Origin of the sequence: Sphingomonas sp. UNC305MFCol5.2 (assembly GCF_000712135.1) — a bacterium.
GTDB lineage: Bacteria > Pseudomonadota > Alphaproteobacteria > Sphingomonadales > Sphingomonadaceae > Sphingomonas.
The window spans coordinates 84,703-111,271 of record NZ_JOOE01000001.1; the positions used below are offsets into that span (position 1 = coordinate 84,703).

The 26,569-nt window shown below is 64.9% G+C and carries 29 protein-coding genes; 20 read left to right on the top strand and 9 right to left on the bottom strand.

Translation table 11 applies throughout. The annotated features are described in order from the left end of the window. Positions 1–85 precede the first annotated feature (85 nt). The 15 genes from rpsB (at position 86) to BR78_RS0100455 (ending at position 13,219) form a co-directional block, all read left to right on the top strand. Positions 86–967 carry a 30S ribosomal protein S2 gene (gene rpsB / locus BR78_RS0100385; RefSeq protein ID WP_029934177.1) on the top strand — a complete coding sequence of 294 codons (882 nt, stop codon included), beginning with the start codon at positions 86–88 and terminating at the stop codon, positions 965–967. Positions 968–1,045: 78 nt separating this feature from the next. Continuing rightward, positions 1,046–1,981 carry a translation elongation factor Ts gene (gene tsf / locus BR78_RS0100390; RefSeq protein ID WP_029934179.1) on the top strand — a complete coding sequence of 312 codons (936 nt, stop codon included), beginning with the start codon at positions 1,046–1,048 and terminating at the stop codon, positions 1,979–1,981. A 122-nt stretch (positions 1,982–2,103) separates the two neighbouring features. Next, entirely contained in the window at positions 2,104–2,505 is a 402-nt protein-coding gene (locus BR78_RS0100395; RefSeq protein ID WP_029934182.1) for a hypothetical protein, read from the top strand. 90 nt (positions 2,506–2,595) lie between these two features. After that, positions 2,596–3,327 (top strand): UMP kinase, encoded by a 732-nt coding sequence (gene pyrH / locus BR78_RS0100400; RefSeq protein ID WP_029934184.1) that lies wholly within the window; start codon positions 2,596–2,598, stop codon positions 3,325–3,327. A gap of 15 nt (positions 3,328–3,342) precedes the next feature. After that, positions 3,343–3,900 (top strand): ribosome recycling factor, encoded by a 558-nt coding sequence (gene frr / locus BR78_RS0100405; RefSeq protein ID WP_029724523.1) that lies wholly within the window; start codon positions 3,343–3,345, stop codon positions 3,898–3,900. A 39-nt stretch (positions 3,901–3,939) separates the two neighbouring features. Further along, a complete protein-coding gene (locus BR78_RS0100410; RefSeq protein WP_029724522.1) occupies positions 3,940–4,671 on the top strand; it encodes an isoprenyl transferase in 732 nt (243 codons plus the stop codon). Beyond that, entirely contained in the window at positions 4,668–5,444 is a 777-nt protein-coding gene (locus BR78_RS0100415) for a phosphatidate cytidylyltransferase (RefSeq protein ID WP_029934186.1), read from the top strand. Before BR78_RS0100410 ends, BR78_RS0100415 begins: the two co-directional genes overlap by 4 nt. Then, positions 5,444–6,601 (top strand): 1-deoxy-D-xylulose-5-phosphate reductoisomerase, encoded by a 1,158-nt coding sequence (locus tag BR78_RS0100420; protein WP_029724520.1) that lies wholly within the window; start codon positions 5,444–5,446, stop codon positions 6,599–6,601. Before BR78_RS0100415 ends, BR78_RS0100420 begins: the two co-directional genes overlap by 1 nt. Then, entirely contained in the window at positions 6,598–7,731 is a 1,134-nt protein-coding gene (locus BR78_RS0100425; protein ID WP_029724519.1) for a M50 family metallopeptidase, read from the top strand. The genes BR78_RS0100420 and BR78_RS0100425 overlap by 4 nt, the downstream gene beginning before the upstream one ends. Before the next feature lie 118 nt (positions 7,732–7,849). Beyond that, positions 7,850–10,597 carry an outer membrane protein assembly factor BamA gene (bamA, locus tag BR78_RS0100430; protein WP_197021299.1) on the top strand — a complete coding sequence of 916 codons (2,748 nt, stop codon included), beginning with the start codon at positions 7,850–7,852 and terminating at the stop codon, positions 10,595–10,597. A 29-nt stretch (positions 10,598–10,626) separates the two neighbouring features. Next, positions 10,627–11,352 (top strand): OmpH family outer membrane protein, encoded by a 726-nt coding sequence (locus BR78_RS0100435; RefSeq protein WP_051683136.1) that lies wholly within the window; start codon positions 10,627–10,629, stop codon positions 11,350–11,352. Beyond that, the gene (fabZ, locus tag BR78_RS0100440) at positions 11,349–11,828 is read left to right on the top strand and encodes a 3-hydroxyacyl-ACP dehydratase FabZ (RefSeq protein ID WP_029724516.1); all 480 of its coding nucleotides are present in this window, start codon (positions 11,349–11,351) and stop codon (positions 11,826–11,828) included. Before BR78_RS0100435 ends, fabZ begins: the two co-directional genes overlap by 4 nt. A gap of 106 nt (positions 11,829–11,934) precedes the next feature. Continuing rightward, positions 11,935–12,165 (top strand): 50S ribosomal protein L31, encoded by a 231-nt coding sequence (gene rpmE / locus BR78_RS0100445; RefSeq protein ID WP_029724515.1) that lies wholly within the window; start codon positions 11,935–11,937, stop codon positions 12,163–12,165. 151 nt (positions 12,166–12,316) lie between these two features. Then, positions 12,317–12,643: a PilZ domain-containing protein gene (locus BR78_RS0100450; RefSeq protein WP_029724514.1), complete on the top strand. Its 327-nt coding sequence runs from the start codon at positions 12,317–12,319 to the stop codon at positions 12,641–12,643. Positions 12,644–12,736: 93 nt separating this feature from the next. Then, complete coding sequence (locus BR78_RS0100455) at positions 12,737–13,219, top strand: hypothetical protein (protein WP_029934191.1); 483 nt, start codon at positions 12,737–12,739, stop codon at positions 13,217–13,219. Between the two features lie 319 nt (positions 13,220–13,538). Here the strand turns inward: BR78_RS0100455 and rpoD are convergent, their stop codons facing one another. From rpoD to BR78_RS0100475, 4 genes are all read right to left on the bottom strand, one after another. Next, the gene (gene rpoD / locus BR78_RS0100460; protein WP_029724512.1) at positions 13,539–15,572 is read right to left on the bottom strand and encodes an RNA polymerase sigma factor RpoD; all 2,034 of its coding nucleotides are present in this window, start codon (positions 15,570–15,572) and stop codon (positions 13,539–13,541) included. A 41-nt stretch (positions 15,573–15,613) separates the two neighbouring features. Further along, positions 15,614–17,467 carry a DNA primase gene (gene dnaG, locus BR78_RS0100465; protein WP_029934193.1) on the bottom strand — a complete coding sequence of 618 codons (1,854 nt, stop codon included), beginning with the start codon at positions 17,465–17,467 and terminating at the stop codon, positions 15,614–15,616. Then, entirely contained in the window at positions 17,464–17,871 is a 408-nt protein-coding gene (locus BR78_RS0100470; RefSeq protein ID WP_029934194.1) for a GIY-YIG nuclease family protein, read from the bottom strand. The genes dnaG and BR78_RS0100470 overlap by 4 nt, the downstream gene beginning before the upstream one ends. 97 nt (positions 17,872–17,968) lie before the next feature. After that, positions 17,969–18,421 (bottom strand): GatB/YqeY domain-containing protein, encoded by a 453-nt coding sequence (locus BR78_RS0100475; protein ID WP_029934195.1) that lies wholly within the window; start codon positions 18,419–18,421, stop codon positions 17,969–17,971. Between the two features lie 139 nt (positions 18,422–18,560). On the opposite strand from BR78_RS0100475, the gene carA reads away from it, so the two are divergent. From carA to BR78_RS0100500, 5 genes are all read left to right on the top strand, one after another. Next, the gene (gene carA, locus BR78_RS0100480) at positions 18,561–19,790 is read left to right on the top strand and encodes a glutamine-hydrolyzing carbamoyl-phosphate synthase small subunit (protein ID WP_029934196.1); all 1,230 of its coding nucleotides are present in this window, start codon (positions 18,561–18,563) and stop codon (positions 19,788–19,790) included. Beyond that, a complete protein-coding gene (locus tag BR78_RS0100485; RefSeq protein WP_231478061.1) occupies positions 19,787–20,167 on the top strand; it encodes a hypothetical protein in 381 nt (126 codons plus the stop codon). The genes carA and BR78_RS0100485 overlap by 4 nt, the downstream gene beginning before the upstream one ends. After that, positions 20,167–23,499 carry a carbamoyl-phosphate synthase large subunit gene (gene carB, locus BR78_RS0100490; RefSeq protein WP_029934198.1) on the top strand — a complete coding sequence of 1,111 codons (3,333 nt, stop codon included), beginning with the start codon at positions 20,167–20,169 and terminating at the stop codon, positions 23,497–23,499. Before BR78_RS0100485 ends, carB begins: the two co-directional genes overlap by 1 nt. An 80-nt stretch (positions 23,500–23,579) precedes the next feature. Then, entirely contained in the window at positions 23,580–24,056 is a 477-nt protein-coding gene (greA, locus tag BR78_RS0100495) for a transcription elongation factor GreA (protein WP_029724505.1), read from the top strand. Between the two features lie 8 nt (positions 24,057–24,064). After that, positions 24,065–24,691 carry a rhomboid family intramembrane serine protease gene (locus tag BR78_RS0100500; RefSeq protein ID WP_029724504.1) on the top strand — a complete coding sequence of 209 codons (627 nt, stop codon included), beginning with the start codon at positions 24,065–24,067 and terminating at the stop codon, positions 24,689–24,691. Between the two features lie 4 nt (positions 24,692–24,695). Here BR78_RS0100500 and BR78_RS0100505 read toward each other — a convergent pair whose 3' ends face one another. From BR78_RS0100505 to BR78_RS0100525, 5 genes are all read right to left on the bottom strand, one after another. Then, positions 24,696–24,923, bottom strand: coding sequence for a DUF4170 domain-containing protein (locus BR78_RS0100505; RefSeq protein ID WP_029724503.1), 228 nt, complete (start codon positions 24,921–24,923; stop codon positions 24,696–24,698). Between the two features lie 74 nt (positions 24,924–24,997). After that, the gene (locus BR78_RS0100510; protein ID WP_231478062.1) at positions 24,998–25,357 is read right to left on the bottom strand and encodes a hypothetical protein; all 360 of its coding nucleotides are present in this window, start codon (positions 25,355–25,357) and stop codon (positions 24,998–25,000) included. Continuing rightward, positions 25,354–25,698, bottom strand: a complete 345-nt coding sequence (locus BR78_RS0100515) for a DUF3618 domain-containing protein (RefSeq protein ID WP_029724501.1) — start codon at positions 25,696–25,698, stop codon at positions 25,354–25,356. The genes BR78_RS0100510 and BR78_RS0100515 overlap by 4 nt, the downstream gene beginning before the upstream one ends. Continuing rightward, positions 25,695–26,036: a phage holin family protein gene (locus BR78_RS0100520; RefSeq protein WP_029724500.1), complete on the bottom strand. Its 342-nt coding sequence runs from the start codon at positions 26,034–26,036 to the stop codon at positions 25,695–25,697. The genes BR78_RS0100515 and BR78_RS0100520 overlap by 4 nt, the downstream gene beginning before the upstream one ends. A 14-nt stretch (positions 26,037–26,050) precedes the next feature. Next, positions 26,051–26,527 (bottom strand): hypothetical protein, encoded by a 477-nt coding sequence (locus tag BR78_RS0100525; RefSeq protein WP_029724720.1) that lies wholly within the window; start codon positions 26,525–26,527, stop codon positions 26,051–26,053. Positions 26,528–26,569: the final 42 nt, after the last annotated feature.

The following is a 26,569-nucleotide window of genomic DNA, read 5'->3' on the forward strand; positions in this document are numbered from 1 at the left end:
CCGCATGGGAAGCATCATAACCCGGTGCCACGGCTCTTGCCTGGTCACTCGCTTCCCAGAGGCTCAACCGGAAGGATATATCCCTATGGCGGCACCTGTCGTCTCCATGCAGGCATTGCTCGAATCGGGCGCGCACTTCGGCCACCAGACTCACCGCTGGAACCCGAAGATGAAGCCTTACATCTTCGGCGATCGCAACGGCGTCCACATCATCGACCTCTCGCAGACCGTGCCGCTCTTCGCGCGCGCTCTCGAGTTCGTGTCCTCGACCGTCGCCGCCGGCGGCAAGGTCCTCTTCGTCGGCACCAAGCGCCAAGCGCAGGAGCCGATCGCCGAGGCCGCACGCCGCGCGAACCAGCATTTCGTCAACCATCGCTGGCTGGGCGGCATGCTCACCAACTGGAAGACCATCAGCAACTCGATCAAGCGCCTCAAGACGCTCGAAGAGCAGCTTTCGGGCGACACGCACGGCCTCACCAAGAAGGAAGTGCTGCAGCTCACCCGCGAGAAGGACAAGCTCGAGCTTTCGCTCGGCGGCATCCGCGACATGGGCGGCGTTCCCGACATCATGTTCGTGATCGACGCGAACAAGGAAGAGCTGGCGATCAAGGAAGCCAACACGCTCGGCATCCCCGTCGTCGCGATCCTCGATTCGAACGTGAGCCCGGACGGCATCGCCTTCCCGGTTCCGGCGAACGACGACGCCTCGCGCGCCATCCGCCTCTATTGCGAGGCCGTGTCGATCGCCGCGACCCGTGGCGGCCAGGAGCAGATGCGCAACCAGGGCTATGACTTCGGCGCCGCCGAGCAGCCCCCGGTCGAGGAAGCGCTCGCTGCCCCGGCTCCGGTCGTTGAAGAAGCGCCCGCCGCCGACGCGCCCGTCGTCACCGCCGAGGAGTTCGAAGCTCCCGCTGCCGTGACCGAGCCCGAGCAGGCCGAAGAGGGTGAGCGTCAGATCGACGCCTGATCCCGTCATCCAACCGTAATGGGGGCGGGGCAGGGCATCACGCACTGCTCCGCCCGACTTTTAGCTGAGGAATAGAACATGGCCGAGATCACTGCAGCAGCTGTGAAGGAGCTCCGCGAAAAGAGCGGCGCCGGCATGATGGATTGCAAGAAGGCACTCACCGAGACCAATGGCGACCTCGAAGCCGCCAGCGATTGGTTGCGCTCGAAGGGCCTCGCCGCGGCCGCCAAGAAGTCGAGCCGCACCGCCGCTGAAGGCCTAGTCGGCGTCGCCGTCGCCGGGACCAAGGGCGTCGCCGTCGAAGTCAATTCGCAGACCGATTTCGTCGCCAAGAACGAGATCTTCCAGAACTTCGTCCGCGAAGTGACCGGGATCGCGCTCGAGAAGGGCGACAGCGTCGATGCGATCAAGGCCGCGCCGATGGCTGCCGGCGGCAGCGTCGAGGAAGTGCTGACCGCGAACATCGCGACGATCGGCGAGAACCAGGTTCTCCGCCGTGCCAAGAAGGTCGAAGTGACCAATGGCGCCGTGATCCCCTACGTCCACAACGCCGCAGCCCCGGGCCTCGGCAAGATCGGCGTGCTCGTCGCGCTCGAATCGGACGCCGGCGTCGACGTGCTCGAGCCGCTCGGCAAGCAGCTGGCGATGCACATCGCCGCGGCTTTCCCGCTGGCGCTCTCGGTCGAGGGTCTTGATCCCGACGTCGTCGAGCGCGAGGCTGCGATTCTCCGCGAGAAGAACGCCGAGAAGATCGTCGGCAAGTCCGCCGAGGTGGCCGAGAAGATCCTCAACGGGCCGATCGAGAAGTTCAAGAAGGAGAACGCGCTTCTGACCCAGGCGTTCGTCATGGACGGCAAGACTCCGGTGCAGGACGTGATCGCCAAGGCCGGCAAGGACGCCGGTGCGACGATCGTGCTCAAGGACTATGTCCGCTTCCAGCTCGGCGAAGGCATCGAGAAGGAAGAGAGCGACTTCGCCGCCGAAGTGGCTGCGACCGCCGGTCTCACCAAGTAAGGTCTTCCCGGACCGGAATGGCGGGCGTCGTCACCTTCAAGTGGCGGCGCCCGTGTCGTTTCCTCGACACTTGCGATGGCGCATGACACGATCGGCGGGCGGATACGCTCGGGGAGGGGCAGATGCGCCACGGTTCGGAGACTGCGCTCGCGATCGTCACATTGATCGCCGCGATTCTGCATTTCACGCTCGAAACCTGGTTTCACCTCAAATGGGGCCAACCGCTCCAGGCGCTGCTGGTCGACTATATCTGCAACGCCTTGATGCTGCTCGGCGCGCTGCGCTCGCTTTGCGTCCGCCCGGGTAGCGCTGCGGGGCTGCTGGCGGCGGGCTGGGCTTATGCGCTCGGCTTCGGTTGGCGGAGCGTCTTCGGGCGGCTGGCCCAGCTGGAAGCGGGCGCGGCACCGGCGAATGGCGAGCCCACCGCCACTATCGTCGTGATTCTGATCGCGGCGCTGATCGTGGTCGCGCTCGCGCTGGCATGGTCGCTTGCCCTCGCATGGCGACAAAGCGTGCGGCGCTGAACTCTTCGACGCCCATCTCCGCTTGTTCCTGCGAACCGGCTCCTCTAGGGTCCGCGCCGCTTGGCTATTCGCCCCAAAATCAAGGCTCCGATGACCGCTCCCCGCTTCCAACGCATCCTTCTGAAACTCTCGGGCGAGGTCCTGATGGGGCAGGGCCAGTTCGGCATCGATCCCGCCACCTGCGACCGTGTTGCCGCCGAAGTGAAGGAGGCGACCGAGACCGGATTGCAGATCTGCATGGTGGTGGGCGGAGGCAATATCTTCCGCGGGCTCGCGGGGGCGGCACAGGGCTTCGACCGCGCCAGCGCCGACTATATGGGCATGCTCGCGACGGTCATGAACGCGTTGGCGATGCAGAATGCGCTGGAGAAGGCGGGCATCCAGACGCGCGTCCAGTCGGCGATCCCGATGGCCAGCGTGTGCGAGCCCTATATCCGCCGCCGCGCCGAGCGCCACATGGAGAAGGGGCGCGTGGTCATCTTCGCCGCGGGCACGGGCCTGCCGTTCTTCACGACCGACACCACCGCCGCCTTGCGCGCCGCCGAGATGAACTGCGATGCGCTGTTCAAGGGCACCTCGGTCGATGGCATCTATGATGCCGACCCCAAGAAGGTTCCCACCGCAAAGCGTTATGATACGCTGACTTATGACCGCGTCCTCGCAGACAATCTGAAAGTGATGGACGCGTCTGCGGTCGCGCTTTGCCGCGACAACAACATTCCGATCGTCGTGTTCAACATCCGCGACGAAGGCAATCTCTCGGCCGTGCTGCGCGGCGAGGGCGCCTCGACGATCGTCCAGAACGAACCAGTATCCGCATAAGGGGAGAGCCGTAAAATGGCCGCTTACGACAAGGCAGATCTCGAGCGCCGCATGGCCGGCGCGGTCGAGGCGCTCAAGCACGACCTCCAGGGCCTGCGCACGGGCCGCGCGTCGACGACGTTGCTCGATCCGGTCTCGGTCGAGGTCTATGGTTCGCACATGCCGATCAACCAGCTCGCGAGCGTCTCGGCGCCCGAGCCGCGCATGCTTTCGGTGCAGGTGTGGGACAAGACCAATGTCGGCCCAGTCGACAAGGCGATCCGCTCGGCCGGCCTCGGCCTCAATCCGATCGTCGACGGCCAGACCTTGCGCCTGCCGATCCCCGATCTGACCGAGGAGCGCCGCAAGGAGCTCGCCAAGCTGGCGAACCAATATGCCGAGAAGGCGCGGATCGCCGTGCGCAACGTTCGCCGAGACGGCAATGACAGCCTGAAGACCGACGAGAAGAAGGGCGTTTTCGGCGAGGACGAGCGCAAGCGCCACGAGACCGAGGTCCAGAAGCTGACCGACAGCACGATCGCCGAGATCGACGCTGCGGCGGCGAGTAAGGAAAAGGAAATCCTGGGCAAGTGACGCCGGGCGTTCGCCATTCTTCGATGCCGGCCGGCTGACATGGCCGCCAGACCCGTTCCCGACCTTCCGGCGGGTACGATCCCGCGTCACGTCGCCATCATCATGGACGGCAACGGGCGCTGGGCGAAGAAACGATTCCTGCCGCGGATCGCCGGACACAAGCAGGGCGTCGAGAGCGTCCGGCGCATTGCTCGCGCCGCCCGCAAGCTCGGCATCGAAGTCCTGACGCTCTATGCTTTCTCGTCGGAGAATTGGCGGCGTCCGGAGGACGAGGTCCGGGACCTGATGGGGTTGCTCCGCCATTTCCTGGCGAGCGAACTCGACGAGCTGGTTTCCGAAGGCGTCAAGCTGCGGGTGATCGGCGGCTGGCGCAGCCTCGCACCCGATCTCGTCGCGATGATCGACGGCGCCGTCGCGCGCACCGCTTCCAATCCGGGCCCGACGCTGGTGATCGCGCTTAATTACGGCGCGCAGGCGGAAATCCTCGCCGCGGCACGCCGTCTGGCGGAACAGGTGCGCGACGGCGCGCTCGATCCTGCCGCGATCGACGAGACACGGTTCGAAGCCGAGCTGGAAACCGCCGACCTGCCGCCGCTCGACTTGCTGATCCGCACATCCGGGGAGCATCGCCTGTCGAATTTCCTGCTGTGGCAGGCGGCTTATGCCGAATTGCTGTTCGTCGACACGCTCTGGCCAGATTTCGACGAGGCGGCGCTTGCCGACGCGATCGACCGGTACGGCCAACGCCAGAGGCGTTTCGGAGGCTTGTGACCAAAGCCAAATCGGATCTCGCGACGCGTCTGGTCGTCGCCCTTGCGCTCATTGGGCTCGCTGCGGTGGCGCTCTGGGCGGGAGGGCTGGGATTCTGGATCGTCATCGTCGTCGTCGCATTGCTGATGATGAGCGAATGGGCCGAATTGACCGGCGCGAACGCGCAGCAGAAGCGGCTCGCGCAATATGCCCTGACGGTGCCCCTGGCGATCATGGCGCCCGGGCTGGCGGCAGGGCCGGGGTTCGTGGCGCTCGGCCTGTTGATCGGTGCGATGTTCTTCATCGGAGCAGTGACGCGGCGGCCGTCGCTTGCCGGCGGCGTGCTCTATGCCGGGCTTCCCGTGCTTTCGCTGCTGGCGTTGCGCGAACAGGACCCGCACGGATTGCTCTACACCTTCTGGGCGATGGCATTGGTCTGGGCGTGCGACAGCGGCGCCTATTTCGCGGGACGGGCGATCGGCGGGCCGAAGCTGGCGCCGGCGATCAGTCCGAACAAGACCTGGGCGGGGTTCGTCGGAGGAGTGATCAGTGCGGGGTTGTTCGCGGGGTTGTTGAACTATTGGTTCAGCCTGCCGTGGGTGCTGGTCGTCGCCACGCCCTTGCTCGCCGCGCTCGCGCAGATGGGGGATCTCTTCGAGAGCCATCTCAAGCGCCTGGCGGGCGTGAAGGACTCGGGGAATTTGTTGCCCGGGCACGGCGGGATCATGGATCGGCTCGACGGGCTCGTCGTCGTGGCGCCCGTGGCGGCTTTGCTGGTATTGGTGCTGACCTGATGAAACGGGTCACGATCCTGGGTGCCACGGGTTCGGTGGGCAGTTCGACGCTGGACCTGATCGAACGCGCGCCCGAAAAGTTCGAAATTGTCGCGCTTACCGCCCATCGCGACGTCGAAAAGCTCGCCGCTGCGGCGATCCGCACCCGCTCGCAAGTCGCCGTGGTCGCGGACGAAACGTGCTTGGCGCCGCTTCGCGATGCGCTCGCGGGCAGTGGTGTCGAGGCGCGGGCAGGGGCCGACGCGATCTGCGAGGCCGCACGCATGGGCACCGACTGGACGATGGCGGCGATCGTCGGCACTGCGGGTCTCAAGCCGGTGATGGCGGCGCTCGAGGCGGGCGGCACGGTCGCGCTCGCCAACAAGGAAGCTTTGGTTTCGGCGGGCGACGTCATGATGGCGGCGGCGCAGGCGCACGCGACGACGTTGCTGCCGGTCGATTCCGAGCACAACGCCGTCTTCCAGTGCCTCGACCGCACCGCGCCGCGCAGCGTGCGGAAGATCATCCTCACTGCCAGCGGGGGGCCGTTCCGCGCCACGCCGCTCGAAGCGATGCGCACCATCACGCCTGCGCAGGCCGTGGCGCATCCCAATTGGTCGATGGGCGCGAAGATATCGGTCGATTCAGCGACGATGATGAACAAGGGGCTCGAATTGATCGAGGCCTTTCACTTGTTTCCGGTGCGCGCGGACCAGCTCGACATCCTCGTCCATGCCCAGTCGGTGGTGCATTCGATGGTCGAATATGTCGACGGGTCGGTACTCGCCCAGCTCGGCACGCCCGACATGCGCACGCCGATCGCCTATGCGCTGGCCTGGCCCGAGCGTATGGCGACGCCGTGCGAAGCGCTCGATCTCGCGCGCGTGGGGCGGCTCGACTTCGAGGCGCCGGATCCGACGCGCTTTCCGGCCCTGACACTGGCGCGCAATGCCCTTTCCGCAGGCGGAGCCCGCCCGGCGATCCTCAATGCCGCCAATGAAGTGGCCGTCGCCGCATTCCTTGCCGGACGTGTCGCATTTCTTGAAATTGCCGCAATCGTTGCCGATACGCTGGCGCGCTACGATCCGGCCGCCCCGGATTCGCTGGATGCCGTGCTGGCGATCGACGCCGAGGCGCGGGCGTATGCGGGCGAGCGTGTGAAGGACTGCGTTCTTTGATCGAATCTCCCGGTATCCTCCTCACCGTCCTCGCGTTCGCGCTGGTGATCGGGCCCCTCGTTTTCCTCCACGAACTCGGACATTATCTCGCCGGCCGCTGGTTCGGCGTGAAGGCCGAGGAATTCTCGATCGGTTTCGGCCGCGAAGTCATCGGCATCACCGACAAGCGCGGCACCCGCTGGAAGTTCGGCTGGCTGCCGCTGGGCGGCTATGTCCGCTTCGCCGGCGACATGAACCCGGCCAGCCAACCTTCGCCCGAGTGGCTCTCGCTCCCCGCGCAAGAGCGAGCGAAGACCTTCCAGGCCAAGCCGCTATGGCAGCGCGCGATCATCGTCGCGGCGGGGCCGATCGCCAATTTTGTGATCGCCATCCTGATCCTCGCCGCCTTTGCCTTCGCTTACGGGCAGAACAGCACACCGTCGGTGGTGGGCAGCGTCCAGCCGCGTAGCGCCGCGGCGGTGGCGGGGCTCCAGCCTGGTGACCGGATCACGGCGCTCGGCGGTCGCTCCGTCGAAAACTTCACCGACATGGTGAAGTATACGCAGCTTCGGCCGAATGAGCCGGTGCGCATCGAATTCACGCGCGGCGACCAGAACCTATCCGCCGACACGGTGATCGGCACACGAGAAGAGGTGGATCGCTTCGGCAATCGCTTCAAGCTCGGCGTGCTCGGCATCGGCAACAGCGATCCGGTGGTGAAGCCGGTGGGCTTGCTCGAAGCGCCCCTCGTCGGAATTCGCCAGACTATCGACATCGTCCAGATGACGGTCGACGGGTTGGGCCAGATCATCACTGGCCGCCGCTCGATCTCCGAGCTCGGCGGCCCACTCAAGATCGCGCAGGTCTCGGGCGAGCGTCTCGTGCTGGGACCGATCGAGTTCGCATTCCTCATCGCGCTCATTTCGATTAATCTCGGATTCATCAACCTATTGCCAGTTCCAGTGCTGGATGGCGGGCATCTTCTGTTCTACGCAGTCGAAGCCGTACGCCGCCGCCCGGTGGAGCCACAGGTGATGGAATGGGCCTTCCGGGGTGGTCTGATCGCAATTCTGGCGCTGATGCTGCTGGTGACGTTGAATGATCTGGGCGCATTTGGCGTTTGGAGAAATCTGGCCGGGTTGATCGGCTGATGCGGTTAAGGCAGGGGCGGTTGTTCCGGCGTCGCGTGGGCAGCGGCATTACTCGAAATCCGACTTGGGGTGGGATGTGACGATCAAGGCTAATCATTTCGGCGCACGCGCCACTGCGATGCTTCTCGCGGGCACCATGCTCTCGGGACTTGCGCATGCGCAGACCGCCCCCGCCCCCACGGTGCCCGCACCCGCGTCGCAAACTGCCGCGCCGGCTCCGCAGGCGGCCGCGCCGCAGGCCGCCGCTCCCGCCATTGCGCCCGTGCCGGTGCAGCTGGTGCGCACGATTCGTTCGCTGCGCGTCGAAGGTGCACAGCGCCTCGAGCCCGAGACGGTGCTGTCCTATACCCGCCTGCGGACCGGCGACACCTACACCAACGAGACCGTCGATCAGGCGATCAAGGACCTGCTGGCGTCCGAACTGCTCGCCGACGTGGCGATCGAGGGCGTCGAGACCGGCGATCTGGTGATCCGCATCCGTGAGAACCCGGTGATCAACCGGGTGATCTATGAAGGCAACAAACGGCTCAAGCAGGACAAGATCAGCAAGGAAGTGAAGCTGGCACCGCGCCAGATCTTCACGCGCACTGCGGTCCGTGCCGACGTTGCGCGCATCATCGAGCTCTATCGCCGCCAGGGTCGCTTCGCCGCGAATGTCGAGCCCAAGATGGTCAGCCTCGACCAGAACCGTGTCGATGTGGTGTTCGAGATCACCGAGGGGCCCAAGTCCAAGGTCCGCCAGATCAACATCATCGGCAACGAAGTGTTCTCCGATGGCAAGCTGCGCGGCGAGATGGCGACCAAGACCGCCAGCCTGATGCACCTGATGAGCTCGAACACGAGCTACGACCAGGACCGGCTGGCATACGACCAGCAGAAGCTGCGCCAATTCTACCTGACCGAAGGCTATGCCGATTTCCGCGTGATCTCGGCCGTCGCCGAGCTGACGCCGGACAAGAAGGACTTCATCATCACGTACGTGGTGGAGGAAGGCCCGCGCTACAAATTCGGCCCGGTGACCGTCGACAGCGCGATCCGCGATTTCGACGACAAGCGCCTCGCCACTGCGCTGAGCATCAAGGAAGGCCAATGGTATAACGCCAAGGCGGTCGAAGACACCGTGGAGCAGCTCAGCGAGACTGCGGGTGCATTCGGCTATGCCTTTGCCGATGTGCGGCCCGATTTCCAGCGTGACCGCGAAGCGCTGACCATGTCGATGAACTTCCACATCGGCGAATCGAACCGCACCTATATCGAGCGGATCGACATCACCGGAAATCGCCAGACGCAGGACAAGGTGATCCGCCGCGAGTTCCGCGTAGCCGAGGGCGACGCGTTCAACACGTTCCTCGTCAAGCGCTCGCAGGATCGCATCAACTCACTCGGCTATTTCCAGGACAAGTTCGAGATCGAGCGCAAGGAAGGTTCGGCACCGGACCGGATCGTCCTCGCCGCCAATGTCGAAGAGCGCCCCAATGGCGAGCTGACGCTCTCGGCGGGCTTTTCGAGCCTCGAGCGCTTCATCCTCCAGGCGTCGATCCGTCAACGCAACTTCCGCGGCATGGGCCAGACCGTTTCGGCTTCGGTCGACTATTCGAGCTATTCGAAGTCGGTCGAGCTGGGCTTCACCGAGCCCTATCTGTTCGACACCAATATCGCGCTCGGCGGCACGCTGTTCCGCCAGGACTATAACGCGTTCAATTATATCGGCAGCGATCGCAGCACCACGTACAGCCAGGTCGCGACCGGCGGACAGCTCGTCGCGGGCCTGCCGCTGACTGAATATTGGACTTTGTCCGCCCGCTACACGTTACGGCAGGACAATGTGACGCTCGACAAGTCGTCCTTCTATACCAACGGCGCCTGCGATCCGCTCAAGGCGGGCCGTTATTATTGCGAGGCCGTGGGCAACCGCATCACGTCGCTGGTCGGCGTTTCGATGATCTATGACAGCCTCAACAGCCGCCTGCGTCCGACCCGCGGCCAGCGGCTGAGCGTCGGCGGCGACTTCGCCGGCCTCGGCGGCGAGGTGCGTTATCTCCGTGCGCGCGCCGAGGGCGCCAAATACTGGAACGTCGGCAGCGGGTTCATCGCCTCGCTCACGGCCGAAGGTGGCTACATCCACAGCCTCGAGAAGAGGAGGGAGGGCAGCGATCCGGTCCGCATCACCGACCGCTTCTATCTCGGTGAGCCGCAGTTCCGCGGCTTCGACATTCGCGGCGTCGGCCCGCGTGTGCAGCGCATCGCTTATACCGGCGATGCGCTGGCGGGCACGCAGGCGCTGATCACCGATCGCGACCAGATCATCGACGACGCGCTGGGCGGCAAGGCCTATTATCTCGCCAAGGCCGAGCTCGAGATCCCGCTGGGTGCCGGCGCGGCCGAGATGGGCTTGCGTCCGTCGATCTTCGTGATGGCGGGCAGCCTGTTCGGCATCACCCGTCCGGGCAAGACGATCGAGTTCACCCAGGCGACCGATTCGGCCGGCAAGCTGCTCTTCAACCAGGACGGCTCGCCGACGCTGCTTCCGAAAGACAACTTCATCAAGGATGCCAGCGGCAACCAGCTCTTCGTCGTCGGCAGCGGCGACCATACCGGCTCGCTGACTACCTGTACGGTGGGTTATTCGGCAAGCGCGTCGGCGCCGTGCGTCGGCACTTCGATCAACACGATCTATAACGTGCCGACGGCACCGTTCCTCGAACGCTTCGTCGGCGATTCCGCGCGGCCGCGCGTGTCGGTCGGCTTCGGCGTCAACTGGAATTCGCCGTTCGGCCCGCTCCGCATCGACGTCGCCAAGGTGCTGCTGCACGAAAAGGGCGACGATACCAAGCTTGTGACATTCAACGTAGGGACCCAGTTCTGATGATTACGAAGAAAGCTATTTTCGCAGCGATGCTCGCCGCTCCCGCGGCGCTTGTCCTCGCCGCGCCGGCGAATGCCCAGGTTGCGGGCATCGCTTATGCGAACCCGACCAGCGTCGTCGCCGCCTCCAAGGCGTTCGGCGCCGCCAACCAGCAGATCTCGACCACCTACAAGGCGGCGTTCGATCAGATGCAGCAGCGCCGCACCGCGCTGGAGAACGAGCTGAAGCCGCTCGTCGCGCAGCTCGACGCCAACAAGGACGGCAAGGTCAGCGAGGAAGAAGGCAAGGCCGCGCAGACCGCCAAGAATCCGGCGATCGAGAAGATCCGTACCGCGCAGACCAACGCGCAGAACGATCTCGGCCGCCTGAGCAATCCCGCTGCCCGCGCGGAACTGTTCGCGATCGAGTCGATCCTGCGTCAGTACGAGGCCGCGCAGCTGCGCGTGGTGAACGCCCGCAAGATCAGCGTCGTATTGTCGCCGGAAGTGTTCATGTACGCACCGGATTCGGCCAATATCAGCCAGGCGATCACTGCCGAGATCGACAAGGTCGCGCCGACCGTGAGCATCCAGCCGCCGGCCGATTGGCAGCCGTCGCGTGAGACGCTGGCGATCCAGCAGCAGATCGCCCAGGCTGCGCAGCTCCAGGCCTATCAGCAGCAGGCGGCTGCACAGCAGCAGCGTCCCGCGGCCGCTGGAACCGCCCCGGCAGCCACTGGCGCCACGCAGCCCACCAAGCCGGCCGAGCCTCGGTGAGCGAGAACGACACCGGCAGCGTCTCCATCGGCCCGCTGGATATCCAGCGCGTGATGGCGGCGCTGCCGCATCGTTATCCGATGCTGCTGGTCGATCGCGTCGAGGAGCTGGTGATCGACCAGCGCATCGTCGCGATCAAGGCCGTGTCGATGAACGAGGAATTCTTCCAGGGGCATTTCCCCGGGCGTCCGATCATGCCCGGCGTGCTCCAGGTCGAGGCGCTGGCACAAGCGGCGGGCGTGCTCGCCGTCGAGAGCCTAGACCTCGTCGGGTCGGGAAAGCTCGTCTATTTCATGTCGATCGACGGCGTGAAGTTCCGCAAGCCGGTCGAGCCCGGCGTGCTGCTCCGCCTCGAAGTGGAATTCCTCCAGAAGCGCTCGCGCGTGTGCAAGTTCGCCGGCAAGGCGATGCTGGACGGCGACGTCGCCACCGAATGCGAGTTCACTGCGATGATCGCGGATCCGCCCAAGGCTTGAATTTTCCGCGGGCAGGGCAGGGAAGGTTGCGTTCGGCGACCCCCTCTGCTAACCGCGCGCGTCCGCTTCCGGTCGGAAACCGGCGGCATTTCCAAGGAATTCAATCGTGAAAAAAGACACGCATCCCGATTACCACATGATCAAGGTCCAGATGACCGACGGCACCGTGTTCGAGACTCGCTCGACCTGGGGCAAGGAAGGCGATCTGATGACGCTCGACATCGATCCGCTGGCGCACCCGGCCTGGACCGGCGGTCGCGGCCAGATGCTGGATCAGGGTGGTCAGGTCGCGCGCTTCAACAAGCGCTTCGGCGGCCTCTCGCTCGGCAAGAAGTAATCGCGCGCCGCCCGGGGGCGGCCGCCTGCGAGATGATCGTCCCGGCGAACGCCGGATTTTGCTGACGGGCCAACGGGTTCGGGCAAGGTCCGGGGTTCGCCGGGACACTCTTTTAACGCACTGTTAGCCGAGCCGGCCTAGCCTTTGCGGCATGGGATCGTCGGCGCCCTTTGCTGCAGAATTCGAGCCTGCGGAGAGCCCGAGCTTGCGCAAGAGCCCGCGCGCGCACGTGTCACTCGACGCACGGATCGGGCGCGGGGGCCTCGATCGGGCATTGTGCAAGGTCGTCGATCTCTCGGTCAACGGCGTGCGGCTGCAGACCTATTCCGAGCTCCGCGCAGGCGTGACGATCTGGCTCGCGCTTCCCAAAATCGGGCGCTGCGCCGCACGCGTCATCTGGGTGCATGATTTCGAGGCGGGGCTCGAGTTCGAACGGCCGCTCGCATCCAAGGATTTTGAAGCACTTACGGCTGAGTGAGGGCTGGACAAGCCCGAATGAGTCCGAGCCGGGTTGCGGCTCCCGGCAAAGCGGGTCATGCTCCGGAAACTTCACTGATTTGGGGAAACGGTGATGCTGAAGGCAGTGGTCGCCTGCGTCATCCTGTGTGGAATGTCGTTCCCGGTACTTGCCGGCGAACGAACCGGCGTCGCCAAAGCGCGCGCGAATATGCTCAAGGCCTCCGCCGTACCGGATCGTGATCCACCCGCGCGTGTTCGAGCCGCCTCCCGGCCGTTCATGCTTCCCGCCGCTGCCACGCCTCGGATACTCCCCAAGGCAACGGTCCTTGCCGGACAATCGGCAAAGCGTACCGATGGTGAGGCGTCGGAACCGGTGGCATGGGGGCCGGGATCGACGCTGCCCGAGATTACTGCCCGCGCCGGCGGCAGCTATGCCGTCTATGACGTGATGCGCGCGCAGCCGAGGCCGCGCCATCGGGAATCTGCCTTGAGTACCGCCTTGGTACTACGGCTCGACGGCGAGGCCGATAGCCCGGCCTTCAGCGTCGGCGGTGGCGGCGTGGCGGCGGCGGTATGGCGCGCGGTTCCGAGGTAATCACGCCAACCGACCGATTTCAGGCTTAATTTCGCTTCCCTGAAACTTCCGCACAAGCGGACGGAACATGCGTTCAACGCATGTTTCGTGCTGATCCGCTATCGAAGTTGCACAGTTCGGCGTTGCTGCCGACTGCACCAGAGGTGCGGTAGCGCGCACGCGAGCGACCGGTTTTCGATCCGGGGGGAGGGCGTTTTCTGGCCGCCAAATGGCCGGGAGACGTTCAGGACAGGCGGTTTCAATCGTCCGTCGCGAAAACCAGAACGGCCCCGGAAGCGATTCCGGGGCCGTTCTATTTTTCGCAGGGTGGCTCTGCGCCTTACTGGTCGAGGAACGACCGCATCTTGCGGCTCCGCGACGGATGCTTGAGCTTCCGAAGCGCCTTGGCCTCGATCTGGCGAATGCGCTCGCGCGTGACCGAGAATTGCTGGCCGACTTCCTCGAGCGTGTGATCGGTGTTCATGCCGATGCCGAAGCGCATGCGCAGCACGCGCTCCTCGCGCGGCGTGAGCGAGGCGAGGACGCGGGTGACCGTCTCCTTGAGGTTCGCCTGGATCGCGGCGTCCACCGGGATCACGGCGTTCTTGTCCTCGATGAAGTCGCCGAGGTGCGAATCCTCCTCGTCGCCGATTGGCGTTTCGAGGGAGATCGGCTCCTTGGCGATCTTCATGACCTTGCGAACCTTCTCCAAAGGCATGGAGAGGCGTTCGGCCATTTCCTCGGGCGTGGGCTCGCGGCCCTGCTCGTGGAGGAACTGGCGGCTGGTGCGGACCAGCTTGTTGATCGTCTCGATCATGTGGACCGGGATGCGGATCGTGCGGGCCTGGTCGGCGATCGAGCGCGTGATCGCCTGACGGATCCACCAGGTGGCATAGGTCGAGAATTTGTAGCCGCGGCGATATTCGAACTTATCGACCGCCTTCATCAGGCCGATATTCCCCTCCTGGATGAGATCCAGGAACTGCAGCCCGCGATTGGTGTATTTCTTGGCGATCGAGATCACGAGGCGGAGATTGGCTTCGACCATCTCCTTCTTGGCGATACGCGCCTCGCGCTCGCCCTTCTGCACCATGTTGACGATGCGGCGGAACTCGGCGAGCGCCATGCCGGTCGCCTGGCTGATCTCCGCAATCTCGACGCGGATGCGATCGACGGCGCCGGCTTCGTTTTCGGCGAACGCCTTCCACTTCTTGTCGAGCTTCTCCACCGTGGCGATGAAGCCTTCGTCGAGCTCGTGGTTCACGTAGCGATCGAGGAAGTCCTTGCGGGGCACCTTGTGGCGCTCGGCGAGGCGCAGCATCTGTCCGCCCAAAGCGGTCAGGCGCCGATTGAAGCTGTAGAGCTGATCGACGAGATATTCGATCTTGGCGTTGTGGAACTGGACGCTCTCGACTTCCGCCGTGAGTTCCTCGCGCAATTTGTGGTACTTGCGCTCCTCGGTCGCCGGCAGCTCGCCGCCCGCGGCCATCGCGTCCAGGCGGGCCTGCTGGACCTTGGAGAACTTCTTGTAGACCGAAGTGATGTTGGCGAACTTCTCGAGCGCCTGCGGCTTGAGCGTCTCTTCCATCTGGGCGAGGCTGAGGGTGTTGTCCTCTTCCTCGTCGTCCGAGATCCGCGGAGCGCGGCGCTCGGTCATCGAGTCCTCGTCCTCCTCCTCGGCGACTTCCTCGGGCTCTTCCTCTTCCTTGAAGGACGCGCCGGCGGTCTTCTCGCTGATTTCGCCGTTATCGTCTTCCTCGGCGCCCTCGACCTGCTCGGCCGACGGCCCCTTGGAGAGCATCGCGTCGAGATCGAGGATCTCGCGCAGTTGCATCGTGCCTTCGTTGAGCGCGTTCGACCAACCGATGATCGCATTGAACGTGATCGGCGACTCGCAGAGCCCGAGGATCATCGTGTCGCGGCCGGCCTCGATCCGCTTGGCGATCGCGATCTCGCCCTCGCGGCTGAGCAATTCGACCGCGCCCATCTCGCGAAGATACATGCGGACGGGATCGTCGGTGCGATCGACCGTCTCCTTCTTCTTCGCGGCTTCGAAAGCCGGTTCGTCGCCGCCGCTGTCGGGCGCATCGACTTCGTCCGGGGTATCGTCCTCGGCTTGCTCGTCCTCGCCGCCTTCCTCGTTCTCGACGACGTTGATGCCCATGTCGTTGAGCGCCGACATCACGTCCTCGATCTGCTCGGAGGACATCTGGTCCTGCGGCAGCATCTCGTTCAATTGATCGACGGTGATGTAGCCGCGCTTCTTCGCACGGGCGACAAGCTTCTTGAGCGTGCCTTCGTTGAGATCGATCAGCGGTGCGTCGCCCACGTCAATCGTGGTGTCGTCGCCGCTGCCGCCATTAGCCTTCGCCATCAATAACCCTCGAAATCAAGATGGCGGCATTATACGCCGCCCTAATCGTCGAAATCTTCTTCGTCCGCAAGCATCAGATTCGCAAGCCGCGCTTCGAGCTCCTGGCGCTTCCGTGAAAGCGCCACCTGACGAGTGAACGCTTCCTCGGAACCATCCCTGCTCAACGCCGCGGTTGCCTCGGCGAGCGCGGCATCGACCGCGGGTCGCGCCACCATCACCGCTATGGCCTCGTTCAAGTCTTCACGCGCCCTCGCTTCGTCCGCCTGAGAGCGGGTGAAGGAGAAAGGAAGCGTGTCGGCTCTCAAGAGGTCGCTTGCCACAGAATCAAATCCGGATCGCGCCAATATGGTGAGGACTTTGCCGCTATCAAGCTGCCGGTCTTCCAATGCGACGTCGATTACTGCCTCGAACAACTTGCCGAGCGCGCCCGAGGCACTGCGTAGCGACCCCAGCACCTCCATATGACGCGCGATCTCGGCGGGATGGCGGATCAGCCCGGCAAGCACGGCCTTGGCGAGCACGGGATCGATCCCGCCCGAGCGTACGTCGCGCATCGTAATGCCGGGCATGGCCTCGGGGGGCTTCCACGGGCCTTTCTGGCGCGTGCGGGACCCCTGCGGCCGGAATTCGCGCGGTTGCCGCGCGAACAGATCGTCGAAACGGCGCCGGAACTCGGCCTGATATTCCGATTTGACGTTGGGATCGGCGATCGCCTGGGCGAGTTCGCTAAGGCGGCGCTTCAGGCCCGCGCGGCGCTCGGGGGTGTCGAGCGGCTCCGCGGCGACCTCGCTCTGCCAGATCCGGTCGACCAGCGGCTGCGGCGCCTTGAGCAAGGCCTCGAACGCGGCGGCGCCCCTGGTGCGGACGAGATCGTCGGGATCGAGGCCGTCGGGCAAAGTGACGAAGGCGAGACTCCGGCCCGGCTGAAGCATCGGCAGCGCGCGATGCGCGGCCCTGAGCGCGGCTTTCTGCCCGGCCGAATCGCCGTCGAAGCAGAGCAGGGGCTCGTCCGCCATCCGCCATAGCCGCTCGAGCTGGTGCTCGGTGAGCGCAGTGCCGAGCGGGGCGACTGCTTCGCCGAACCCGGCCTGGGCGAGCGCGATGACGTCCATATAGCCTTCGACGGCGATGATCCGGTTCGCCTTGCGCGCGGCAGCCTGTGCGCGATCGAGATTGTAGAGCGTGCGGCCCTTGTCGAAGAGCGGGGTCTCGGGCGAATTGAGGTATTTCGGCTCGCCGTCGCCGATGATGCGGCCCCCGAAGGCGATCGTCCGGCCGCGGACGTCGCGGATCGGGATCATCAGCCGGCCGCGGAACCGGTCGTAGGGCTCCTTCTCCTCGACCTGGATCAGCATGCCGGCCTCGACCAGCATTGCGTCGCCATAGCCCTTGAGCGCTTCCTTGAGCTTGCCGCGCGAATCGGGGGCGAAGCCGAGGCCGAAGGAACGCGCGATCTCCTCGGTGATCCCGCGGCGCTTGAGGACATTCCGCGCCTCGGCGCCCTCGATGCCGTTCAATTTGTCGATGAACCACGCTGCGGCATCGGCCATCGCCTCGTGCAGCCCCTTGGCGCGCTCGGCCTTCTCGGCGGAGCGGCGATCCTGCTCGGGCATCTCCATGCCCGCGGCCTGGGCCAGCTCCTTCACTGCGTCGATGAAGGGAAGCCCGCGCTGGTCGGTCATCCAGCGGATCGCATCGCCATGCGCCGAGCAGCCGAAGCAGTGATAAAAGCCCTTGTCGTCGTTGACGTAGAAGCTGGGGGTCTTTTCCTGATGGAACGGGCAGCAGGCGCGGAACTCCCGGCCGGCCTTTTGCAGCTTTACCGTCTTGGCGATGAGGCCGGAGAGGAGCGTGCGGGCGCGGAGCTCGTCGAGGAATTGGGGGGTGAGGCTCATTTGGGGCTTCTCGATATGCCTAGGGCTGCTGCCTCAGGTTTTTCGACTTCGCTCGAAACGAACGGTGAAGTTGCGGGAGAGGATGCCTTTCCCTCTCCGTTCGTTTCGAGCGAAGTCGAGAAACGCTCTGCAGGCGGCCGGGCGAAGAAGGACACGCGCTTCCAGTCGCCAGCGATCAGCGCTTCCTTCTTGGCGCGGGACCATCCACCCACGATACGTTCGGCTTCGAGCGCCTCGATCCGGCTGACGAACGCTTCGCTCCACACCAGTTCCACCGGGAGCCGTCGCGAAGTGTAGTCACAGACATCGCTCTGATGCTCACCAATCCGGCGTTCGAGATTATCGGTGTGGCCGGTATAATACCGGCCATCCGAACATCTCAACATGTAGGCCCAGAACGCCATCCGATCCCCGCCGTTCGCTTCGAGCGCAGTCGAGAAGCCTGTCCCAAGTCTCCGTTTCTCGACTTCGCTCGAAACGAACGGAGGGGGTTTGAGGCTCTCAGCTCAAAGCCGCCTTCACCGCGGCACTCGCCTTGCTCATATCCAGCGTCGTCGCGTGCCGCGCCTTCAGTTCGGCCATCACCCGGCCCATGTCCTTCATCTCCGACGCGCCCAGCTCGGCCTTGATCGCCTCGATCGCAGCGCTCGTCTCTTCCGCGGTCATCTGCTTTGGCAAAAACCGCTCGATCACTGCGACTTCGGCCGCTTCCGCGTCGGCGAGCTCCTGGCGGCCGCCCTTGGTGTACATATCGATCGATTCGCGGCGCTGCTTGACCATCTTCTGGAGCACTTCGACCACGAGGGCGTCGTCATCCTCCGGGGCCTTGCCGGTGCGTGCCTCGATGTCGCGATTCTTGATTGCCGACTGGATCAAAGTGATGGCCGCCCGGCTCGTCTTGTCACCGGCCTTCATGGCGGCGATCTGCGCGGCCTTGATGTCGTCGCGAATCATGGTCTCTCTCGATAATCGGAAAGCGATCAGCCCTAGCCGATGCGGTGGCATCCGTGAACCGGTTGACGTGGGGCGGGGAGGGGTCTAGCCGCCACCACTTAGCGACATCGCCGCAACCCTTACTGGAGCGCCACTCTTAATGGCCGAAGCCAAACCCATGTCTGCGCCTCCCGGAGCCACGGGAGTATTGGTACTGGCGTCAGGTGACGTGGTGTGGGGAAGGGGATTCGGCGCCGAAGGGCAGGCGGTGGGCGAAGTGTGCTTCCATACCGCGATGACCGGCTATCAGGAGATCATGACCGATCCGAGCTTTGCCGGGCAGATCATCAACTTCACGTTTCCGCATATCGGCAATGTCGGGGCGAATCCCGACGACGTCGAGGCCGACGAGCCGCACGCTTTGGGGATGATCGTCCGCGAGGACGTGACCGAGCCGAGCAACTTCCGCAGCAACGAGCATCTCGATGCGTGGATGAAGAAGCATGCGCGGATCGGCCTCGCCGGAATCGACACGCGTGCGCTGACCCGCCGCATCCGCACCGGCGGCGCGCCCAATGGCGTGATCGCGCATTCGGCGAGCGGTGAATTCGACATTCCTTTGCTCCTCCAGATGGCGCGCGAATGGCCGGGGCTGGAGGGCATGGATCTCGCCATCGCAGTCACCACCGAGACGCATTACGGCTGGGAAGGCGGTGTCTGGCGGCTGGGGTTTGGGTATGAGGACACAGGCTTCTCGACTTCGCTCGAAGCGAACGGGGAGGAAGAGAGCGCTACCCAACCACCGTTCGTTTCGAGCGAAGTCGAGAAACGGCCCCACATCGTCGCGATCGACTACGGCTCGAAGCACAATATCTTCCGCAATCTGGTCAAGGCCGGTGCCAGGGTGACCGTGCTCCCCGCGACGGCGACCTTCGAGCAGGCGATGAGCTTCGCCCCCGACGGCTTCTTCCTCTCCAACGGCCCGGGCGATCCCGCCGCGACCGCCGAATATGCCGTGCCGGTGATCCGCGCGATGCTCGACAGCGGCAAGCCGGTGTTCGGCATCTGCCTCGGCCACCAGCTGATGGCGCTGGCCGTGGGTGCCGAGACCTCGAAGATGTTCCAGGGCCATCGCGGCGCCAACCACCCGGTCAAGCGGCTCAGCGACGGCGCGGTCGAGATCACCAGCATGAACCACGGATTCGCGGTGCTGGGCGAGACGCTGCCCGCGAACGCGCGCGAGACGCATGTGTCGCTGTTCGACGGCAGCAACGCCGGCTTCGAGCTGACCGACCGGCCGGCGTTCGCGGTGCAGTATCACCCCGAGGCGAGCCCGGGGCCGCAGGACAGCCTGTATCTGTTCGAGCGGTTCGTGGGGATGATGGGGTGAGCCGTCGATGGCTCAAACCATTCGCGGCGGGAGCCGCAGTAGTAGCCGCGGCGTCGCTCGGTGGCTGGGCTTGGGCTTCCCTCAATCGGGCTCCGGATCTCGTGATTGTGCAATTCGCCAAACCGACCGGCTTGCATCCGGACCCTCAACCCATTGATCCGGCCCCGAAGTTCGAAACTGCTTCCGGATATCTGGTCGCTCTCGCCAAGCAGTGCGGTGTCCACTCCTGGAACCTTGAGTCCGAAGGCGTGGCGCAAGATGCGGATGACGTGGCGCGGCTTGAAGTCGACCTGCGTGGCCTGTCGGACCAAAGTTTCAATTGTCTGGCGCGTGTGGCGAAGCCGCCACTGATCACCATCGAACGCAAGAGTAACTAATGCCCAAACGCACCGACATCTCCTCCATCCTCGTCATCGGCGCGGGGCCCATCGTCATCGGGCAGGCGTGCGAGTTCGATTATTCGGGCACGCAGGCGATCAAGGCGCTCAAGGAAGAAGGCTATCGCATCGTCCTGGTCAATTCGAACCCGGCGACGATCATGACCGATCCCGAGCTGGCCGACGCGACCTATGTCGAGCCGATCACGCCCGCGATCGTCGCCAAGATCATCGAGAAGGAGCGCCCCGACGCGGTGCTGCCGACGATGGGCGGGCAGACCGCGCTCAACACCGCGCTGGCGCTGGCGAACGACGGCACGCTGGAGAAGTTCGGCTGCATCATGATCGGTGCCGATGCCGAGGCGATCGACAAGGCCGAGGACCGGCTGAAGTTCAAGGAGGCGATGACCAAGATCGGGCTGGAAAGCGCCCGCTCGGCGATCGCGCATAGCGAGGCCGAGGCGCTGGCCGCGCTCGAGCATGTCGGGCTGCCCGCGATCATCCGCCCGAGCTTCACCATGGGCGGATCGGGCGGCGGCATCGCCTATAATCGCGAGGAATTCATCGCGATCGTGCGCTCCGGGCTCGATCTCTCGCCGACCACCGAAGTGCTGATCGAGGAATCGCTGCTCGGCTGGAAAGAATATGAGATGGAAGTGGTCCGCGACCGCGCGGACAACGCCATCATCATCTGTTCGATCGAGAATATCGATGCGATGGGCACCCACACCGGCGATTCGATCACCGTCGCGCCGGCGCTGACGCTGACCGACAAGGAATACCAGATCATGCGCAATGCATCGATCGCGGTGCTCCGGGAAATCGGCGTCGAAACGGGTGGTTCGAACGTGCAGTTCGCAGTCAATCCGAAGGACGGCCGCCTGATCGTCATCGAGATGAACCCGCGCGTGTCGCGTTCGTCGGCGCTGGCGTCCAAGGCGACCGGCTTCCCGATCGCCAAGGTCGCGGCCAAATTGGCGGTGGGCTATACGCTCGACGAGATCACCAACGACATCACCGGGGCGACCCCGGCATCGTTCGAGCCGACGATCGACTACGTCGTCACCAAGATCCCGCGTTTTGCCTTCGAGAAGTTCAAGGGCGCCGAGGCGACGCTCGGCACCGCGATGAAGTCGGTCGGTGAGGTCATGGCGATCGGCCGCAACATCCATGAATCGATGCAGAAGGCATTGCGCGGGCTCGAGACGGGGCTGAGCGGCTTCAATCAGGTCGATCGCCTCGCCGGCGCGCCGCGCGACGAGATCGAGGCGGCGCTGGCGATCCGCTCGCCCGACCGGCTGCTGATCGCGGCGCAGGCGCTGCGTGAGGGATTCACCGTCGCCGAGGTGCAGGCGCTGACCGCCTATGACCCGTGGTTCCTCGAACGGATCGCCGAGATCGTCGCGGCCGAAGAGGCCGTGTGCCAGGACGGGCTGCCGCAGGATGCCGAGGGCATGCGCAAATTGAAGGCGATGGGCTTCAGCGACAAAAGGCTCGCTTATCTGGCGCTCAAGTCGGTCAACATGCGGCGCGGATCGGAGACGATGGCGCGCAGCTCCGGACTGATCGGCGAAGTCGCCAAGGCGATGAGCGGCGGGGTGACCGAGGCGGACGTCCGGAAACTGCGCCATCGGCTGGGCGTGCGTCCGGTGTTCAAGCGGATCGATACCTGCGCGGCCGAGTTCGAGGCGAAGACGCCGTACATGTACTCGACCTACGAGGCGCCGAGCTTCGGCGAGCCCGAGAACGAGTCGATGCCCACCGACCGGAACAAGGTCGTCATCCTCGGCGGCGGCCCGAACCGGATCGGGCAGGGGATCGAGTTCGATTATTGCTGCTGCCACGCCTGCTTCGCGCTGGCCGATGCGGGCTATGAGACGATCATGGTCAATTGCAATCCGGAGACGGTGAGCACCGACTATGACACGTCGGATCGCCTCTATTTCGAGCCGCTGACCGCCGAGGACGTGCTCGAAATCCTCGACATCGAGAAATCAAACGGCAATCTGGTCGGCGTAATCGTCCAGTTCGGCGGCCAAACGCCGCTCAATCTGGCGCAAGCGCTGGAGGACGCGGGTATCCCCATCCTCGGCACCAGCCCCGACGCGATCGACCTAGCCGAGGACCGCGAGCGTTTCGCGGACCTCGTCGCCAAATTGGGTCTCAAGCAGCCGGCCAACGGCCTCGCGCGCAGCCGCGACGAAGCGGTGGCGGCCGCCGAGCGGATCGGCTTTCCCGTGCTGATGCGGCCCAGCTACGTGCTCGGCGGCCGCGCGATGGAGATCGTCGACACGCTCCAGCAACTCGACGATTACATCCAGACCGCGGTGCAGGTGTCCGGAGACTCCCCCGTCCTCATCGACCAGTATCTGCGCGACGCGATCGAAGTCGATGTCGATGCGATCGCCGACGGCGACGATGTGGTGGTCGCCGGCGTGCTCCAGCATATCGAGGAAGCCGGCGTGCATTCGGGCGACAGTGCCTGCTCGATCCCGCCCTACAGCCTCTCGCCCGAGATCGTTGCCGAGATCGAACGTCAAGCCGACGCGCTTGCGCGTGCGCTCAAGGTGAAGGGGCTGATGAACATCCAGTTCGCGGTCAAGGGCGGCGAAGTGTATCTCATCGAAGTCAATCCGCGCGCCAGCCGCACCGTGCCCTTCGTCGCCAAGGCGATCGGCATTCCCATCGCCAAGATCGCGGCGCGGGTGATGGCGGGCGAGAAGCTCCGGGACCTGCCGAAGATCGATCGCGACATCGATCATATCGCCGTCAAGGAAGCCGTCTTCCCCTGGGCACGCTTCCCCGGTGTGGATCCCGTGCTCTCACCCGAAATGAAGTCCACCGGTGAAGTCATGGGGATCGATCGCGATTTCGCGACCGCTTTCGCCAAATCGCAGCTCGGCGCGGGGACAGTGCTGCCGTCTTCCGGCACGCTGTTCGTCAGCGTCAAGGATAGCGACAAGCCGGTAGTGCTTCCCGGCGTGCAGATTCTCGCGGACCTGGGCTTCAGGATCATCGCCACCGGGGGCACCGCCGATTACCTCGAAGCCGAAGGCATTGTGGTCGAGCGGGTGAACAAGGTTGCGCAGGGCCGGCCGCATATCGTCGATCGGATCCAGGATGGGGATGTCGCTTTGATCTTCAATTCGACCGAGGGTTGGCAATCGCTCAAGGACTCGGCGAGCATCCGCGCGACGGCGATGGCACAGAAGGTGCCGTACTTCACCACCGCACCGGCCAGCGTGGCGACGGCGCGGGCGATTGCGGCGCTTTCTGGGCAGACGCTTGATGTTTGCCCGCTCCAGTCTTATTATTCGCAATCGCACAATTGATCTCCCCCAATCGATGTTAATGTGCGGGCGTGCCCCTTGTGGGACGCTTGGGGATCGAGGCGTTTGAAGGGCGGAATGGAATGGCGACGGTCGAAAAGATGCCGATGCTCAAGGAGGGCTATGAGAAGCTCACCGCTGAGTTGAAGCGCCTCAAAGCGGAACGTCCGCTGATCGTGGACGCGATCGAGGAAGCGCGCGCGCACGGCGATCTTTCGGAAAATGCCGAATATCATGCCGCCAAGGAGCAGCAGGGCCAGAACGAAGCCACGATTTCGGATATCGAAGGCAAATTGAGCCGCGCCCAGATCATCGATCCCAAGGACCTGTCGGGCGACAAGGTCGTATTCGGCGCGACGGTGACGTTGCTCGACGAGGACGACAAGCCGCTCAAATACCAGATCGTCGGCGAGACCGAGGCGGATGCGAGCAAGGGCCGCATCTCGTACAACTCGCCGATCGGCCGCGCGCTGATCGGGCGCAAGGTCGAAGAGGAAGTCGAGGTGTCGGTGCCTGCGGGCGACCGCTACTATCTGGTTTCCAAGATCGAATTCATCTGAGGCCGGCAATGCGCCGACTGTCGGCGACTTCGATCATCGTGCTGGTGACGGCGGCGATCAGCCTTGCCGTCACGCTCGGCAATCATGAGGTGGTGGCGGCCTATGCCGGCGGGTTCATTCCGCGCCGGTTGAGCGGTTTCGTGATCGACGACATGTGGGCGGTGCCAGTATGGCTCACCCCATTGTCGAGCGCTCTGCTCCATGCCGGGATCTTCCACCTGGCGATGAACATGCTGATGCTGGGCTTCACGGGCAGGGAGACCGAGCGGGCGGTCGGCCCGGCGGGCATCGTCGTGCTCTATGTCGTCGGGGCCTATGCGGCGGCGATTGCGCAGTGGCTGCCCGATCCCATGTCGATGACGCCGATGATCGGCGCTAGCGGCGCCGCGTCGGCGGTGGTCGGCGCTTATTCGCTGCTGTTCGGCCGCTCGCGCGCGCGCGCGATCGGCCCGATCCCGGCGCAGGCAGTGCACGTGCTGTGGCTGGCGGCCGCGTGGACCGTGGTCAATTTATTGACCGCGTTCGCGTTCCTGGGCGCGGGCGTGGCAGTCGCGGCGGCGGCGCATATCGGCGGGTTCGTCGCCGGTCTCGCCCTCGCCAAGCCGCTGCTGATGTGGAGATGGCGGCGGGCCTGAGGCCTCAGGCCGCCGGCTTCTCCAGGTCCGGCTCGAGCAGCCGGTGGAGATGGACCACGACATAGCGCATCTCGGCATCGTCGACCGTCCGCTGCGCGGCGGCGCGCCATGCCTTCTCGGCGCTGGCATAATCGGGGAAGATTCCGACCACGTCGAGCCTGGTCGGATCGGTGAAGTCGAGGGTCTGCGGGTCGGTCACACGACCGCCGAAGACGAGGTGAAGCTTGCTCATCGATACTCCTGGGGAGAGCGGTTTGACCTGCCCTTACCGGGCAAAGCCGCAACCGCTCAACCCCGATCTCGCCCTTAGGCCTTTTGCCCCGCGCCCTTGGCGGCGTCGAGAAGGTTGCCGAACAGTGCAGTGGCGCGCTCCTTGGTGGCGTCGCGGCCGGGGAGGAGCGATTCGATCTCCTGCTTGCCGGCCTGCTTCACCGCACTCGCGGTGGCGGTGGCGCGATCGGCGAGCTGGCGGCCGACGGGATCGAGCAGCTCGCGCTCTTTCGCCGTCCGGGGCAGCAACATGCCGATGACCACGCCGAGCGCAATGCCGCCGGCGAGGAGCGCGACCGGATTGTCACCAATCCCTTCGGCAGCCTTCGCCGCACGACCCCGGGCGCCGCCATTCTGGTTGGCGGCCTTGGGTGCGCTCACATTGTCGTTGCTCATCTGGGCTGTCCTTTCTTCCCGGGCTTCGCGGATGTCTTTTTGTTCAAACCATCGGCGGCCGGGGCGGTTTCATTGCGGCGGCGAAGCATGTCGGCGATCCACCCCCGCGCGAACACCAGCCCAACTGTTCCGGCGATCGCGGCGACGGCGAAGGGACGCGAGCGGACCGCCTCGGCGCCCTTGCGCGCAGTGGAGGCGACGCCCTGCACGGCAGTCTCCACGGCATTTTGTGCGAGGTTGGAGGGCTTGAGCCGCTCCTGCACCTCGCCGAGAGTGGAAAACAGGCGCGAGCGCGCTGCCTGGACCTGCGCCTCTGCGGCGATCAGCTGGGGATCGCTCATGATTTGCCTCCGAACAGGCGCGCCACATTCCGGTAGGCGAACCACCCGAGCAGACCGGCCAACGCCAAAGCCACGACGATCACGATCAGCGTGGCGAGGCCCGGGCCGACCAGCGGCGTCAGCGACAGGATCAGCCCGACAAGCAACGCAGTGACCGAGCAGAGCGCGATCACCAGCGCGGCGATGCCGAGGATCAACCCCGCTCTAGCCTCGCCGAGCTTGCTGGCGGCGAGCGTGCGATAATAGCCGATCTCGGCGCGGGCGAAGCCTTTGCCGTCTTCGACGAGCCGCCCGATCAGCTCGCCGATGCCTTCTTCCTCTGCCTCTGGTTCGCTCACCCCCCTTTATCCCGTCAGGCGTCGGTGGTTTCGGAGGCCGCGTCGACGCCAGACTTGATCAGCCGCGCGACAACGAAACCGACCGCGGCGGCAGCGCCGACGGCGATCACCGGGCTCTTCTTCACCAGCTCGGTCGCGTCGTTGAAGAGATCGTCCACTTCCTTGCCGCGCAGGCTCTCGGCGAAATTCGAAATGCCCTGGGCGGCGGAGCGGGCATATTTGCCATATTGCTCGCCGAGCCGCGCATCGACGTCGAGAGCGGCGCCCTCGAACATCTTGGCGACCTCATCGAGCGCATTGGTGGCGCGCTCCTTGTTCTCGCCGGCAAAAGCGCGGGCGCGGTCGGCCGCCTGCGTGCCCAGCTTCGACGCCTCGTCTTTGAGCTTTTGAGTCGCGCCTGGTGTGGCCTGGGTATCGCCCGCTGCCTCGAAGGTGATCGCGGGGCTGATCTCGCCGGTTGCGGTCTCGTCGGAGTTCTTCTTGTCAGCCATGCCGTGGGCCCTTTCTGTTTCGCATGCAGACAACCATAGCCA

Bases quoted from the DNA above. Each gene is read 5' to 3' on its own strand.
- rpsB (WP_029934177.1), top strand. From the start codon at position 86: ATGGCGGCACCTGTCGTCTCCATGCAGGCATTGCTCGAATCGGGCGCG.
- tsf (WP_029934179.1), top strand. From the start codon at position 1,046: ATGGCCGAGATCACTGCAGCAGCTGTGAAGGAGCTCCGCGAAAAGAGC.
- BR78_RS0100395 (WP_029934182.1), top strand. From the start codon at position 2,104: ATGCGCCACGGTTCGGAGACTGCGCTCGCGATCGTCACATTGATCGCC.
- pyrH (WP_029934184.1), top strand. From the start codon at position 2,596: ATGACCGCTCCCCGCTTCCAACGCATCCTTCTGAAACTCTCGGGCGAG.
- frr (WP_029724523.1), top strand. From the start codon at position 3,343: ATGGCCGCTTACGACAAGGCAGATCTCGAGCGCCGCATGGCCGGCGCG.
- BR78_RS0100410 (WP_029724522.1), top strand. From the start codon at position 3,940: ATGGCCGCCAGACCCGTTCCCGACCTTCCGGCGGGTACGATCCCGCGT.
- BR78_RS0100420 (WP_029724520.1), top strand. From the start codon at position 5,444: ATGAAACGGGTCACGATCCTGGGTGCCACGGGTTCGGTGGGCAGTTCG.
- bamA (WP_197021299.1), top strand. From the start codon at position 7,850: ATGCTTCTCGCGGGCACCATGCTCTCGGGACTTGCGCATGCGCAGACC.
- BR78_RS0100435 (WP_051683136.1), top strand. From the start codon at position 10,627: ATGCTCGCCGCTCCCGCGGCGCTTGTCCTCGCCGCGCCGGCGAATGCC.
- BR78_RS0100450 (WP_029724514.1), top strand. From the start codon at position 12,317: ATGGGATCGTCGGCGCCCTTTGCTGCAGAATTCGAGCCTGCGGAGAGC.
- BR78_RS0100455 (WP_029934191.1), top strand. From the start codon at position 12,737: ATGCTGAAGGCAGTGGTCGCCTGCGTCATCCTGTGTGGAATGTCGTTC.
- rpoD (WP_029724512.1), bottom strand. From the start codon at position 15,572: ATGGCGAAGGCTAATGGCGGCAGCGGCGACGACACCACGATTGACGTG.
- dnaG (WP_029934193.1), bottom strand. From the start codon at position 17,467: ATGAGCCTCACCCCCCAATTCCTCGACGAGCTCCGCGCCCGCACGCTC.
- BR78_RS0100470 (WP_029934194.1), bottom strand. From the start codon at position 17,871: ATGGCGTTCTGGGCCTACATGTTGAGATGTTCGGATGGCCGGTATTAT.
- BR78_RS0100475 (WP_029934195.1), bottom strand. From the start codon at position 18,421: ATGATTCGCGACGACATCAAGGCCGCGCAGATCGCCGCCATGAAGGCC.
- carA (WP_029934196.1), top strand. From the start codon at position 18,561: ATGGCCGAAGCCAAACCCATGTCTGCGCCTCCCGGAGCCACGGGAGTA.
- carB (WP_029934198.1), top strand. From the start codon at position 20,167: ATGCCCAAACGCACCGACATCTCCTCCATCCTCGTCATCGGCGCGGGG.
- greA (WP_029724505.1), top strand. From the start codon at position 23,580: ATGGCGACGGTCGAAAAGATGCCGATGCTCAAGGAGGGCTATGAGAAG.
- BR78_RS0100500 (WP_029724504.1), top strand. From the start codon at position 24,065: ATGCGCCGACTGTCGGCGACTTCGATCATCGTGCTGGTGACGGCGGCG.
- BR78_RS0100505 (WP_029724503.1), bottom strand. From the start codon at position 24,923: ATGAGCAAGCTTCACCTCGTCTTCGGCGGTCGTGTGACCGACCCGCAG.
- BR78_RS0100510 (WP_231478062.1), bottom strand. From the start codon at position 25,357: ATGAGCAACGACAATGTGAGCGCACCCAAGGCCGCCAACCAGAATGGC.
- BR78_RS0100515 (WP_029724501.1), bottom strand. From the start codon at position 25,698: ATGAGCGATCCCCAGCTGATCGCCGCAGAGGCGCAGGTCCAGGCAGCG.
- BR78_RS0100525 (WP_029724720.1), bottom strand. From the start codon at position 26,527: ATGGCTGACAAGAAGAACTCCGACGAGACCGCAACCGGCGAGATCAGC.